General features: G+C 68.6%; 14 protein-coding genes. 7 read left to right on the top strand and 7 right to left on the bottom strand.

Annotation, left to right across the window (positions count from 1 at the left end; translation table 11 throughout):
• The first annotated feature begins 187 nt into the window (after nt 1-187).
• From A5730_RS07280 to A5730_RS07270, 3 genes are all read left to right on the top strand, one after another.
• On the top strand, nt 188-991 hold the full coding sequence (locus tag A5730_RS07280; RefSeq protein WP_067897611.1) for a sigma 54 modulation/S30EA ribosomal C-terminal domain-containing protein: 804 nt from the start codon (nt 188-190) through the stop codon (nt 989-991).
• A gap of 77 nt (nt 992-1,068) precedes the next feature.
• The gene (locus A5730_RS07275) at nt 1,069-1,713 is read left to right on the top strand and encodes a hypothetical protein (protein ID WP_067897609.1); all 645 of its coding nucleotides are present in this window, start codon (nt 1,069-1,071) and stop codon (nt 1,711-1,713) included.
• A gap of 67 nt (nt 1,714-1,780) precedes the next feature.
• A complete protein-coding gene (locus A5730_RS07270) occupies nt 1,781-2,572 on the top strand; it encodes a universal stress protein (RefSeq protein WP_067897606.1) in 792 nt (263 codons plus the stop codon).
• 7 nt (nt 2,573-2,579) lie between these two features.
• Here A5730_RS07270 and A5730_RS07265 read toward each other — a convergent pair whose 3' ends face one another.
• The 7 genes from A5730_RS07265 to acsA all read right to left on the bottom strand — a co-directional run bounded on the left by A5730_RS07265 (nt 2,580) and on the right by acsA (nt 9,308).
• A complete protein-coding gene (locus tag A5730_RS07265; protein WP_067897603.1) occupies nt 2,580-2,996 on the bottom strand; it encodes a pyridoxamine 5'-phosphate oxidase family protein in 417 nt (138 codons plus the stop codon).
• 101 nt (nt 2,997-3,097) lie between these two features.
• Entirely contained in the window at nt 3,098-4,078 is a 981-nt protein-coding gene (locus A5730_RS07260; RefSeq protein ID WP_082946737.1) for an NAD(P)H nitroreductase, read from the bottom strand.
• A 25-nt stretch (nt 4,079-4,103) separates the two neighbouring features.
• On the bottom strand, nt 4,104-4,355 hold the full coding sequence (locus A5730_RS07255) for an acyl carrier protein (protein WP_055402065.1): 252 nt from the start codon (nt 4,353-4,355) through the stop codon (nt 4,104-4,106).
• A gap of 6 nt (nt 4,356-4,361) precedes the next feature.
• Entirely contained in the window at nt 4,362-5,570 is a 1,209-nt protein-coding gene (locus A5730_RS07250; RefSeq protein WP_067897599.1) for a dihydrolipoamide acetyltransferase family protein, read from the bottom strand.
• Nucleotides 5,567-6,544 (bottom strand): alpha-ketoacid dehydrogenase subunit beta, encoded by a 978-nt coding sequence (locus A5730_RS07245; RefSeq protein ID WP_067897596.1) that lies wholly within the window; start codon nt 6,542-6,544, stop codon nt 5,567-5,569. The genes A5730_RS07250 and A5730_RS07245 overlap by 4 nt, the downstream gene beginning before the upstream one ends.
• Entirely contained in the window at nt 6,541-7,512 is a 972-nt protein-coding gene (gene pdhA, locus A5730_RS07240; RefSeq protein ID WP_067897593.1) for a pyruvate dehydrogenase (acetyl-transferring) E1 component subunit alpha, read from the bottom strand. The genes A5730_RS07245 and pdhA overlap by 4 nt, the downstream gene beginning before the upstream one ends.
• Nucleotides 7,509-9,308 carry an acetate--CoA ligase gene (gene acsA, locus A5730_RS07235; RefSeq protein WP_067897591.1) on the bottom strand — a complete coding sequence of 600 codons (1,800 nt, stop codon included), beginning with the start codon at nt 9,306-9,308 and terminating at the stop codon, nt 7,509-7,511. Before acsA ends, pdhA begins: the two co-directional genes overlap by 4 nt.
• Nucleotides 9,309-9,485: 177 nt before the next feature.
• Here acsA and A5730_RS07230 point away from each other — a divergent pair, with 177 nt between their 5' ends.
• The 4 genes from A5730_RS07230 to A5730_RS07215 all read left to right on the top strand — a co-directional run bounded on the left by A5730_RS07230 (nt 9,486) and on the right by A5730_RS07215 (nt 12,177).
• Nucleotides 9,486-10,472, top strand: coding sequence for an NAD(P)H nitroreductase (locus tag A5730_RS07230; protein ID WP_067897588.1), 987 nt, complete (start codon nt 9,486-9,488; stop codon nt 10,470-10,472).
• A 43-nt stretch (nt 10,473-10,515) separates the two neighbouring features.
• Entirely contained in the window at nt 10,516-10,785 is a 270-nt protein-coding gene (locus A5730_RS07225) for a DUF1918 domain-containing protein (RefSeq protein WP_067897585.1), read from the top strand.
• 8 nt (nt 10,786-10,793) lie between these two features.
• A complete protein-coding gene (locus A5730_RS07220; RefSeq protein WP_055402079.1) occupies nt 10,794-11,033 on the top strand; it encodes a hypothetical protein in 240 nt (79 codons plus the stop codon).
• 139 nt (nt 11,034-11,172) lie between these two features.
• On the top strand, nt 11,173-12,177 hold the full coding sequence (locus tag A5730_RS07215) for a 1-phosphofructokinase family hexose kinase (protein WP_067897582.1): 1,005 nt from the start codon (nt 11,173-11,175) through the stop codon (nt 12,175-12,177).
• The last annotated feature ends 20 nt before the right edge of the window (nt 12,178-12,197 follow it).

Raw genomic sequence — 12,197 nt, 5'->3', positions numbered from 1 at the left:
TCGCTGGGTTGCGGGCATTGTCGCAGTCACAACCCCATTTCAGTAGCTCGCCGGGCGGCTCGATAGGGACCGAAGTCACGACCGGTGAGGACCTCCGTTCGTTCTGGCTGCACGACCGCCGCCAACGTCCCGGTCCGGTGACCTTCGGCCCTGTCTCGCAACCGGTTCGGTGAGTAGCACTTTAGGCATGTCTGAAACGACTGAATCGGCACAGCATGTCGACGTCCAGGTCACCCTGCGTGACGAGCCGCCCTCGGCCGCCGAATACGCGCGCGGCAAGATCGGTGAACTCGCGCGGTTCGCGAGCCGACCGGTGCTGCACGCCCGCGTCAGGCTGACCAGGCACCGCGATCCGGCGGTGCGGCGGCCCGTCGTCGCGCAGGCCAATCTCGATGTCGACGGCCGGCCGGTCCGCGCCCAGGTCCAGGCCGGCACGGCGCACGAGGCGGTCGACCTCCTCGCGGCGCGGTTGCGGCGCCGGCTGGAACGCACGGCCGCACACTGGGAGGCGCGCCGCGGCGAGCGCCCGGCGCCCGGCCACGACGAATGGCGGCACGATTCCGAGCCGGCGCACCGGGGAAATTACTTCCCCCGTCCGGCAGACGAGCGCCGGGTCATCCGCCGTAAGTCGTTCACGATGGCGGCGTGCACCCTCGACGACGCCGCCCACGAAATGAACTCGCTCGACTACGACTTTCACCTGTTCACGGAGAAAGGGACGGGCATCGCAGGCGTGCTGTATCGCGCCGGGGCGACGGGCTACCGCCTTGCGTTGGCGGCCCCGGAGTTCGCCGACCGGGTGAGCGAGCACGCGCTGCCCGTGACCGTCAGCGCACAACCGCTGCCGTGCCTCACCGAGGAGGGGGCCGCCGACCGGCTTGCCCTGCTGGGCCTACCGTTCCTGTTCTTCATCGACGCCGACCACGGTTGCGCCAGCGTGCTATACCACCGCTACGACGGGCATTACGGCCTGATCACCCCGGCCGGCTAGCGCGCAGGGCACATCGGCGCGCGCACCGGGGACCAAGGACCCTCGCAGGGGTCGGGTGGCCCGCGCACACTGGCGCCATGGCCAACACGACGAAGCGGATTGCCCGGACCACCGCGCTGCTCGCCGTTCTCTACGGCGCGCGCAGGTATTACCGCAACTGGGGCGCCACCAAGGCCGAGTCGCAGATGCGCTTTCCGGGCGACCCCCTGGTGGGAGATCCGGCGGTGCAGACCACCGAAGCGGTCGACATCGACGCGACCACACCCGTCGTCTGGTCCTGGTTGCTGCGGTTGGGGCGGGATCGGGGCGAGCGGTACGACAATGCGGGGATGAAAAGCCCTGTCGGGCAAAGTGGTAGCGATACCCTGCGGGTGGGGGATGTCGTCCGCCTGGCGCCCGAGGGCTGGCTGGGGTTACCCGACGGGCTGACATTGCGTGTCGCGGAAATAGTGCCCCAAAAGTACGTCGTGCTCCATGCCATGCGGTCCGATCCGCACTGGAATGTGGTCCTGTCCTTAAACGTGCAGCCGCACTGGGAGGACCGCGTCCGACTGCTGGCGCGTGCCCGGATCGCGTTGCGCTACCCCGGCGAGGTGTTCGTCCTCGAACTGGCCAGGCCGCTGATCGCGCTCGGGACGCGCGCGTTGTTGCTCGCGATCAAGCGGCGGGCGGAGCGACTCACCCTGCTGGAGCCGGTCCGCTCCTCGGTCGAAACAAGTTGACAGTTTTGGTCTTTGGCGCGTGTGGGCCGTCGGCCCGCGCGACAGGGAACGAAGGGAGGCCCGGACGGTGAAACCAATCGTGGTGGGGATCGACGGTTCGTCTGCGGCGATCGCCGCCGCGCTATGGGCCGTCGACGAGGCGATCACCCGCGGCGCACCCCTGCGTCTCATATCCGTTGTCAAGCCGACGCACGAGTCTCCCGAAGACTACGAACGCGATCTCGCGCACGCCGAGAAGTCGCTGCAGGAAGCCGAAGCGGCGGTGGCGGCCACCGGCAAGTGTGTCGAGGTGGAAACCGACGTGCCGCGGGGGCCCGCCGGCTCGGTGCTGATCGAGGCGTCCTCCCGGGCCGAGATGATCTGCGTGGGCTGCGTCGGCATCGGACGCTACGCGCGCTCCATCGTCGGTTCGACGGCCACCGAGCTCGCGGAGAAGGCCCACTGTCCGGTCGTGGTGTTGCGGACCGGCTCCGAGCGGCCGCCGCCGGACATCAATTGGGTCATCGTCCGGATGACCGACACCCCCGGAAACGACGACGTCGTGAATTGCGCTGCGGCGGAGGCGAAGTTGCGCAGGGCTCCCATGCTGATCCTCGGCGGCCGCCCCGAGGAACTCACCGAATATGCCGACGGGAAGTTCGAGCGACGGATAACGCAGTGGCGACAGCCCTATCCGGAGGTGCGCGTCTACCCGATCGCCACGAAGCACGCCATCGCCAGCTTCCTGAACTCCAACAACGAGCGAGTGCAGCTCGCCGTCATCGGCCACGACGAGGCCGGCCAGCTCGCGCGGTTGGTCGGGCCACAGGGGCATCCGTTGTTCCGGCACCCCGAATGCTCCGTGCTCGTCGTGCGGTAGCGGTGGGTCAGTCCTCCGGCGCGCCGAACCGGAACCGGCGGCCGGTGACGATCTCGGGAATGATCCGCACGTAGTGCGATTTCTCCGACGGCGTCCAAGGCAGCACCTGCGCGCGTTCGGCTTCCTCGATGTCCTCGTTGGTGCGCAGGGAGCGCGCGACGCCCTTGATGATCACGCTCCAGCCTTCGGCGACATTGTGGTCGTCGACCTCGAACAGCACCCGGTTGTTGATCGCGGTGCTGACCAGCTTGGTGCCCTCCGCGGTGCGAAACAGCACGGTGTGGCGCTGGACGGCGTAGTTGACCGGAAAGATCTCCGGCTGCCCGCCCACACTGGTGACCAGGCGGCCCAGCGTCACGCCCGCGATCAGGTCCCAGCATTCGTTCACCGGCAGGATGGAAACCCCATCATCGATCAGCGACATCAGTCATCCCCTTCATCGGCAGCGCTCCCGTCGATGGTATTGCGGCGGCCGGCCGACAGCGTCGGCCGAAGGTCCCGCGGCCCGGGGACCAAAGGCTTTGGCTAGCGGATCTGCAGCACATCCGCCAGCGGGCGCCGGGGTGTCGCCGCCGGCAGTAGTTCCGCCGGCGGGGCGATCCCCGCGCGGATCAGCACTTGCGGCTCGCCGCGCCGGCCGGTGAGTTCGCGCACGATGTCGCGGCTTTCGTCGAGCTCGATCAGGTGCGTGAGCGGGCACGTCGCCATTCCGGCCGCCGTGCATTCCAGCAACACCGTGGACAGCACTTCGCCGCACCGCAACACGTCCAACCTGGTGTCGTCGGGCGTCGACAGCACAAGGATTTTCGCCCAATCGACGTTGATGTCGCCGCGCCGGTCGGCGTGGCTCCTGACAGGGAAGCTGCGCGCCACGTCTACCCGCCAGCTCTCCTTGTCGGACGCCAGGGCGGTCGGCGGGATCCCCTCGGCCAGTGCGAAAGACGAAGTCCACCAGTCGAGTTCGGCGTGGTAGTAGATGTCCTCGCGGCGAAGCTCCTCGGTGAGCAGCGAAGCCTCCACCAACAACGGGCGCATGTCGTCGGCGAGCACATCCAGGGTGACCAGGCCCCCGTCGAAGGCGGCGCGCAGCGTGGGCTCGAACAGCTCCCAATACGTCGGGCGTCCCAGCGGGAGCCGGTCGGTGCGGCGCTGCAGGATGGCCTCGGCGCGGCGACGCTGCGCCTCGGTGATGTCCTCCAGCGGGCTGAAGGTGACCGAGGCCAGCTGGTCGGGGTCGTCCGGGTCCGCAAACCGCTCGACCTTCGGCGCCCAGCCGGCGGCGGTCATGGCGACGCACAGGTGGTCCAGGACGGCGCCGCAGGACAGGATCACCTCTCGCCCGGAGTCGTCGGTGGCGGGTATCGCGCGGTGCCGCTCCACGAACAGGCGCAGCACGCCGTCCTCGGCCACCCAGCGCCACGGCTGGCTGTTGTGCACCGACGGGGCACGGCAGGCCAACAGCACCGCGTTTTCGAGCACGCCGATGTCGGGCGTCCTGCCCCTCATCTCAACCCCCTGTGCGATTTTCGGCTCAAACCTTGGACGCGTTGGCTTCCACGTAGCCGACCACATCGGCCAGCGTCCGCAGCGACGCGTAGTCCGATTCCGGGATGTCGACATGCAGTTTCCGGTGGATCCCACGCAGGAAGCTCAGCCAGTCCATGGAATCCAGGTCGACCTGGTCGCGCAGCAGGACGTCGTCGGCGATGTCGTCGGGATCGATTTCGGGGGCGATGGAGGTCAGCACGGACAGCACCACCGCGCGGGTGTCTTCATTGGTCATTGCGCATCACTTTTCTAGGAGGTCGGGCTGCTGGAGCAGCTCGTTGATTGCGGCGAGGAAGAGCGCGCCCCGGTGCCCGTCGCTGGCCCGGTGGTCGGCGGCCAGGGTGGCCTGCGCGGTGGTGACGACGCGGATCCCGCCGTCGATGACGCAGACCCGCTCGGCCGGCTGGCCGAAGCCGACGATCGCGACCTGCGGCGGGTAGATGACGCCGAAGACCGCATCGACGCCCTGGTCACCGAGGTTGGTGACGGTGATGGTCGGGTCCGACATCTCCGAACTCCGCAGCGAGAAGGACCGCGCCCGCGCCACCAAATCGGTGAGGTCGTCCATCAATTCGTCCAGCTTCTTCTCCGGGACGTCGTGGATCGCCGGCGCGACCAGCCCGCCGCCGCGCAGCGATATCCCGACACCGACGTGCACACCGTTGGCGGGTTCGAATCCGTCTTCGCGCCAGAACCCGTTGAACTCGGTGAACCGCTGGGCGGCGACGCCGACGGCCTTCAGCAGCAGTACGGCTGGCAGCACCCGCTCGTCGATGGATCGCTGCGCGTTGCGGGTTGTCAACCAGGACAACGACTTTTCCAGCCGGATTTCCTCGGCGAGGTAGTAGTGCGGGATCTCGCGCTTCGACCGGCTCATCGCCGCGGCGATCGACTTGCGCATCTGCGTGGCGCGGTCGGCCGCCGTCGGCTTGGTTCCCGGCTGCGCGACGGGCTTGGGCGCGGCCGGCTTGGCCGCTGCCGCGTGCTCCACATCGTTGATGGTGACCGCGCCCTGCGGGCCGGTGCCGGTCACCGCCTCGATGTCGACGGCCAGCGACTGGGCCAACCGCCGCGCGGCCGGGGACACCCAGCGGCGCCGCCCGGGGGCGGTCGGGGGGGTCCGGGGCGCCGACGGCGCCGGCGGCGGCGCGGTCGCCGGCTTGGCGGCCGCCTTGGGCGCCTGCCGGGGCTTGGGTCGCTTCTCGGCCTGCTCGCCGGGCGCCGTCAGGGTCGCCAATGTGGTTCCCACCTGGACGGTTTCGCCCACCGGCACCACGAGTTCCTCGACGATGCCCTCCTGCCAGCATTCGACTTCGACCGCGGCCTTGGTGGTCTCCACGATCGCGACGACTTGGCCGCGGGTCACCTTGTCGCCGGGCTTGACCAGCCACTCGTTGAGGGTGCCTTCGTCCATGTCCGAGCCGAGCGAGGGCATCTTGAATTCGATCATGACCCGTCTCCGAAGAGGCTCTGCACGGCGGCAACGATCTTCGGGGTTTGGGGGAGCGCGGCCTCTTCCAGGTGCTTGGCGTAGGGCATGGGCACTTCGACGCTGCACACCCGCGACACCGGCGCGTCGAGGTCGTAGAAGGCGCCCTCCATCACGCGCGCGGTGATCTCCGCGGCCAGGCTGCCGGTGTGCCAGGCCTCGTCGACCACGACCGCCCGATGGGTCTTGCGGACGGAGTCCAGGATGGTGTCCTCGTCGAGCGGTCGGAGCACGCGTAGATCGATTACCTCGCAGTCGATTCCGGCCAGCGACAGCTCGTTGGCGGCGTCCAGCGTCTTCGGCAGGCTGCCGCCGTACGTGATCAGGGTGACGTCGCCGCCCGCGCGGCGGACCGCCGCCCGCGAGATCTCGGTCGGGGTCAGAGCGTCGACATCGGTCGAGGCGTTGTAGAGCTGAACGTGCTCGAAGATCACCACCGGGTCGGGGTCGGCCAGGGCGGTCGCCAGCATGCCGTACGCGTCCTCGACGGTGGCCGGCGCCAACACCTTGATGCCCGGGATGTGGGCATACCACGGTTCGAGGCTGTGCGAATGCTGCGCGCCGAGCTGGCGCCCGGCACCCGTCGCCATGCGCACCACGATCGGCACGGAGAACTGCCCACCGGACATATGACGCAGGGCCGCAGCGGTATTGACGATCTGGTCGAGCGCCAGCAGGCTGAAGTTCACCGTCATGACTTCGACGATCGGGCGTAACCCGTTGAGCGCCGCGCCGATCCCGATGCCGACGAAGCCCAACTCCGAGAGCGGGGTGTCCCGCACACGGTCGGGACCGAATTCTTCCAGCAGGCCCTTGGAGGCCGCATACGTTCCGCCGTAGCGTCCGACGTCTTCCCCCATCACCACCACGCGCTCGTCGTCGCGCAGCGCGTCGCGCATGGCGTCGTGCACCGCGGTGCGGTAGCTGGTCTTCATCGCGCCGTCCCCGGCGTCAGCACGTCGCGTTCGAGATCCGCCACGTCCTCCCACGTTCCGGCCTCGGCGAACGCGACGGCGGCCTCGATCTCGGCGGCGGCCGCATCCTCGATATCTTGCACGTCGGCGTCGGAAAGCGTGCCGTCGCCCACGCACTTCTCGGTGAACGCCTGGATCGGGTCGCGCTCGCGCCACCGTTCGACTTCGCCCTTGTCCCGATACAGTTCGGGGTCGAACATCGAGTGCGCGCGGAATCGGTAGGTGCGGAATTCGATGAAGAACGGGCCTCCGGTGTCCCGGACGTGATCGACGCCCTCCTGCGCGGCGGTGTGGCATGCCTCGACATCCATGCCGTCGACGGCCAGCGTGGGCACCCGATAGGCGGCGGCCTTGACCGTGAGATCGGTCTGCGACTGCGCGCGATCCAGCGCGGTTCCCATCGCGTAAAGGTTGTTCTCGCAACAGAACAGCACCGGCAGGTTCCACAACGCCGCCATGTTCAGTGACTCGTGGAACGCGCCCTCGGCCACCGCGCCGTCGCCGAAGTAGCAGGCGGTCACCCGCTTCTGCTGCAGCATGGCGTCGGCCAGGGCGATGCCCACCGCCAGCGGCAGGCCGCCCGCGACTATCGCGTTTCCGCCGTAAAACCGCTTCGACGCGTCGAACAGGTGCATCGACCCGCCGCGGCCGCGCGAGCAGCCCTCCTGCTTGCCGAACATCTCGGCCATGATCGAGGTCATCGGAATGCCGCGCAGCAGCGCGTGCGCGTGCTCGCGATAGGTCGCCACCACCGCGTCATCGTGGGCCAGCGCACGCAGCGACCCCGCGGCCACCGCTTCCTCCCCGACGTAGAGATGCAGGAACCCGCGAATCTTGGCCGCGCTGTACAGTTCCGCGCACTTTTCCTCCATGCGCCGCACCCGGACCATGTCCGACAACAGCTCGTGGGCCAACTTCGTATCGGTCATGACGGCACTCCTTCTGCCTGGCGGACCGGATGTTGTTCGATGGTGGAGGTGTCGCCCTCGGGCAGGCCGAGTTCCCGCGCCTTCAGCAGGCGCCGCATGATCTTGCCGCTGCTGGTGTGCGGCAACGAATCGGCGAACTCGATCTCCTTGGGCGCCACCGTCGCCCCGAGCCGCTTGCGGGCGTGGCCCAGCAATTCGAGTCGGAGGTCTTCGTCGGCCACCACACCGTTCTTCAGCGTGACGAAGGCCTTGACCATCTCACCGACGGTCGGATCCGGTATGCCGATGACGGCGGCCTCGGCCACCGCCGGGTGATCGGTCAGCGCGCTCTCCACTTCGAACGGCCCGATCAGGTGGCCCGCGGACTTGATCACGTCGTCGGCGCGCCCGACGAACCAGAAGTAGCCGTCGGCGTCCTTCTTGGCCAGGTCTCCGCTGAGGTACAGCCCGTTCGCGAACGAGTTGCGGTATCGCTCTTCGGCGTTCAGGTAACCGCGGAACATCGACGGCCAGCCGGGCTTGAGGGCGAGCTCGCCCTCGACGCCGGGTTCGTCGATCACCTCGACGGACCCGTCGTCGCCGCGGCGCACGACGAATGCCTCCACCCCGGGCAGCGGACGGCCCATCGAGCCGGGTTTGATGTCGAACGCCGGAGTGTTGGCGATCATGATCCCGCCCGTCTCGGTCTGCCACCAGTTGTCGTGAATCGGCAAGCCCAGCACCCGCTTTCCCCACCAGACCGCTTCCGGGTTGAGGGGTTCGCCCACACTGGCGACGAAGCGAAGCCGCGGAAAGTGGTATTTCGCGGGCAGTTCCGGTCCCGACTTGATGAGCATCCGAATGGCGGTCGGCGCGGTGTACCAGACGGACACGGCCTGGTCCTGCAGGATGCGATACCACCGTTCGGCGTCGAAGTCAGCCTCGTCGACGATGGAGGTGACCCCGTGCAGCAGCGGGCTGATGATGCCGTAGGACGTGCCCGTCACCCAGCCGGGATCCGCTGTGCACCAATAGGTGTCGTCGGGGTGCAGGTCGAGCGCGTACAAGCCGGTGACGTAGTGCATCGCCACGGCGCCGTGCACGTGGATGGCGCCCTTGGGGGTGCCCGTGGTCCCGCTGGTGAAGTGCAGCAAGGCCGGGTCGTCGGCGGTGGTGGGTTCGATCGGCGGGTTTTCGTCGGCCGCGTCGACCCAGTGCCAGAAGTCGAGCGTTCCCGGCGGCACGCCGCCGCCCTGGCCGTCGTCGACCACGAAGACGTGCCGCAGCGACGTCAGCCGATCGCGGATCTTGGCGACCTTGCGCTGATAGATCGCGCGGGTGGTCACCAGGACGTCGGCCTGTCCGATGTTGATCCGGGTGGCGATCGGCTCGGGTCCGAAGGCCGAGAACAACGGCGACACCACGCTGCCGTTGCGCAGCGCGCCCAGCATCGCGATGTAGAGCTCGGGGTTGCGGCCCATCAGGGTGAACACACGATGGCCCTTGTTGATGCCCAGCGAATGCAGCGCGCTGGAGAACCGCCGGGACAGCCGGCCGAGCTCGCCATAACTGAGGTCGTGGGTGGCGATCACGCCGTCCCACGGCCGGTCGGTGACGAACCGCAGGGCCGTGCGCGTCGCGGCCGGCCCCGCCGTGTGGCGGTCGACCGCCGCGTAGGCGATGTTGCACAGGCCGGGGCCCATGCCTTCGCACAGATTCGGCACATCGGACCAGTCGAATCGGGCGCGCCCGCGCTCGTAGTCGGTGAGGTTCGGCGGAACGGAACAATCGGCGGCCGTTTTGCGGATGACATCCATAGCTGGTCCTCGGTTTGCTTGGTCGCCTTCATCGTTTGCTTCGCCACAACGGCGCAATAGAGACAAAGGTCATCATTCGGCCCACGGGCCCAATGACCCGACGCTGGGGACCAAGGACCCTGGCGCGGGCCGCCCGGATGCCCGAGGGTCCAGGTAGGAGAGGAGAGGCGACGAGCGATGACCCCGACGATGGTCGACTCGAAAGTGCTCAGCAGGGCGGTGGAGCTCGCTTGCCGGGCACCCTCGCTGCACAACAGCCAGCCGTGGCGATGGGTCGCCGCCGGACCGACCGTCGATCTGTTCAGCGATCCGCGCCGGGTGGTGCCCTCGGCCGACAACTCGGGCCGCGAGTCGATCATCAGCTGCGGCGCGGTGCTCGACCACTTCCGGGTGGCGATGGCCGCCGAGGGGTGGAGCACCCACACCGACGAGTTCCCCAACCCCAACAACCTCGACCACCTGGCGTCGGTCGACTTCGTTTCCGCCGACTACGTCGCGGCGGGCCGGCGAGACCGCGTGGCGGCGATCCTGCGCCGCAGGACCGACCGGCGCCCGTTCGGCGCACCGCCGGACTGGGCGTCGTTCGAGCCAGTGCTGCGCACCGCCGTCGACGGTGACCTGGTCAGCCTGGACGTGCTGGCCGACGACGCGCGGCCGCGCCTGGTGGAAGCCGGTCGCCTGAACGAGGCGTTGCGCCGCTACGACGACGTCTACCACCACGAATTGCGTTGGTGGACAGCGCCGGGCAGGCACGACGACGGCATCCCCGAAGCCGCGCTGGTGAACGAGGGGCAGCCCCGCACCGTCGAGGTCAACCGCCGGTTTCCCGCCGACCCGCGCGCCCGGACGAGCTCCGCCGTTCCGCCCGATCACGCGAAGGTCCTCGCCCTGTCCACGCCGGGGGATGCCCGCGCCGATGCGTTCCGTTGCGGCCAGGCGCTTTCGGCGATTCTGCTGGAGTGCACCATGGCCGGGCTGGCGACCTGCACCGTGACGCACGTGACGGAGCTGCCGGCCAGTCGCGAGATGATCCGGGAGCTCGTATCCGATGCCGAGGCGGTTCCCCAACTGCTGATCCGGGTGGGCACCGCGCCCGTCGGCAAGGGCCAGCCGGACCCGACGCCGCGCCGGCCGATAAGCGACGTCTTGGAAATGCGCGGCTGATGCGAATTCGGTTGCGAATCAGGATTTTCGAAGGGAGACCAGGATGATCGCCGACACGGGCGACTGGCTCGTCATCAAGAGCGCCACCATTGGTCGGCCCGACCTGCGCGGGCTGATCACCTCGGTGCACTCGCCGGATGGTGCACCGCCCTACCGGGTTCGGTGGCTGGCCACCGGCGATGAGACGACCGTGTTCCCCGGCCCCGACGCCATCGTCGTCACGGCCGCCGAGCAGCAGGCCGCCGACGAGCGGGCGCGGTCACGCTTTACCGCCATGCAGGCCGCCATCCGGAATCAGGCCCGAAGCGAATAAGCGGACAAATGCCTTCCACCACGGACGGATGCCCGTCGCTGACCGACGCCGACGTCGATGAGCTCGCGTACGAATTCCTGCACTCGCCCTATGCCGGCGACACTTACCTCGACTGGCGCCTGGACCAGCGCCTCGACGGCTTTCTCCGCCACCGCGGATTGGTGCGGCTCACCCAGGACGGCGACGTCTACGGCCTCATCCTCAACAGGGTGATGGCCTACATGGCCGAGCTGCGCCGCAAGAGGTGAGCCGACGAACGGCCCGCGAGCCCGGGACTTCTGTCCCTACCGCCCGCCGCGCCGGTCGGATGAACTTCTCAAAGGTCAACGAGATCGCGGCGATTCGCGCGTGATGACCAGAGCGGCCGCAAACGGGAGTCAGCGAAAAATGGAGACGCCAACCGAGTGGGGCACGGGCCGAGCGCAGATCGTGACGCTGACCATGAACCCGGCGCTCGACATCACGACCAGTGTCGGCGTCGTGCACCCGACCGACAAGCTGCGCTGCTCCGCGACTCGCTACGACCCCGGCGGAGGGGGCATCAACGTCGCCCGGATCGCGCGGGTGCTGGGCGGCTCGGTGCTGGCGGTGTTTCCTGCGGGCGGCTCGCACGGCGGCCTTGTCACGACCCTGTTGCGCGATGCCGAGGTGCCATTCCGGCGGATTCCGATCGGTGCGCAGACGCGGGAAAGCTTCACCGTCAACGAAACCAGCACCGGCCAGCAATACCGGTTCGTCCTGCCGGGGCCGGAGCTGACGGTCGGAGAGCAGGAGCAATGCCTCGAGCAACTGAGGATCGCGGCCGAATCGGCCGAGTTCGTCGTCGCGAGCGGCAGCCTGCCGCCGGGTGTGCCGGCCGATTACTACCAGCGGGTCGCCGACATCTGCGAACGACTTGGCGTGCCACTCGTTTTGGACACCTCCGGCGGTGGCTTGCAGCACATCAGCTCGGGGGTCTTCCTCCTCAAGGCGAGCGTGCGGGAACTCAGAGAATGCGTCGGCCGCCGCCTCGCCACCGAGCCCGAGCAATTCGCCGCCGCCCATGAGCTGATCGACCTCGGTCGCGCGCAAGTTGTGGTGGTGTCCCTGGGTTCGTACGGTGCGCTGCTGGCGACACGCGATGCCAGCCTTCGGTTTTCGGCCGTACCGATGGGAAGCGGGAGCGGCGTCGGCGCGGGTGACGCGATGGTCGCGGCCATGACGGTGGCCCTTGGGCGCGGATGGCCCCTGGAGAAGTCCGTTCGGTTCGGGATCGCGGCCGGTGCGGCGAAGCTGCGCACGCCCGGCACCGAGGCCTGCGAGCGCGCGGATGTGGAGAGGTTGTTCGATCTCGTCGCCGAGCCGGCGGAGGTCAGTGGCATCGGGACGAACGGCATCCCGGCTGAGGCCTAACGGCCCCTCCGCAATGGCTC

The organism is Mycobacterium sp. ACS4054 (assembly GCF_001667275.1).
Classification (GTDB): domain Bacteria; phylum Actinomycetota; class Actinomycetes; order Mycobacteriales; family Mycobacteriaceae; genus Mycobacterium.
The sequence above is the reverse complement of the archived record's forward strand: the minus strand, read 5'-3'. Positions and strand labels throughout refer to the sequence as shown.

Bases quoted from the DNA above. Each gene is read 5' to 3' on its own strand.
- A5730_RS07220 (WP_055402079.1), top strand. From the start codon at position 10,794: ATGCCTTCCACCACGGACGGATGCCCGTCGCTGACCGACGCCGACGTC.
- A5730_RS07280 (WP_067897611.1), top strand. From the start codon at position 188: ATGTCTGAAACGACTGAATCGGCACAGCATGTCGACGTCCAGGTCACC.
- A5730_RS07245 (WP_067897596.1), bottom strand. From the start codon at position 6,544: ATGAAGACCAGCTACCGCACCGCGGTGCACGACGCCATGCGCGACGCG.
- A5730_RS07260 (WP_082946737.1), bottom strand. From the start codon at position 4,078: ATGAGGGGCAGGACGCCCGACATCGGCGTGCTCGAAAACGCGGTGCTG.
- A5730_RS07275 (WP_067897609.1), top strand. From the start codon at position 1,069: ATGGCCAACACGACGAAGCGGATTGCCCGGACCACCGCGCTGCTCGCC.
- A5730_RS07265 (WP_067897603.1), bottom strand. From the start codon at position 2,996: ATGTCGCTGATCGATGATGGGGTTTCCATCCTGCCGGTGAACGAATGC.
- A5730_RS07230 (WP_067897588.1), top strand. From the start codon at position 9,486: ATGACCCCGACGATGGTCGACTCGAAAGTGCTCAGCAGGGCGGTGGAG.
- acsA (WP_067897591.1), bottom strand. From the start codon at position 9,308: ATGGATGTCATCCGCAAAACGGCCGCCGATTGTTCCGTTCCGCCGAAC.
- A5730_RS07225 (WP_067897585.1), top strand. From the start codon at position 10,516: ATGATCGCCGACACGGGCGACTGGCTCGTCATCAAGAGCGCCACCATT.
- A5730_RS07215 (WP_067897582.1), top strand. From the start codon at position 11,173: ATGGAGACGCCAACCGAGTGGGGCACGGGCCGAGCGCAGATCGTGACG.
- pdhA (WP_067897593.1), bottom strand. From the start codon at position 7,512: ATGACCGATACGAAGTTGGCCCACGAGCTGTTGTCGGACATGGTCCGG.
- A5730_RS07255 (WP_055402065.1), bottom strand. From the start codon at position 4,355: ATGACCAATGAAGACACCCGCGCGGTGGTGCTGTCCGTGCTGACCTCC.
- A5730_RS07250 (WP_067897599.1), bottom strand. From the start codon at position 5,570: ATGATCGAATTCAAGATGCCCTCGCTCGGCTCGGACATGGACGAAGGC.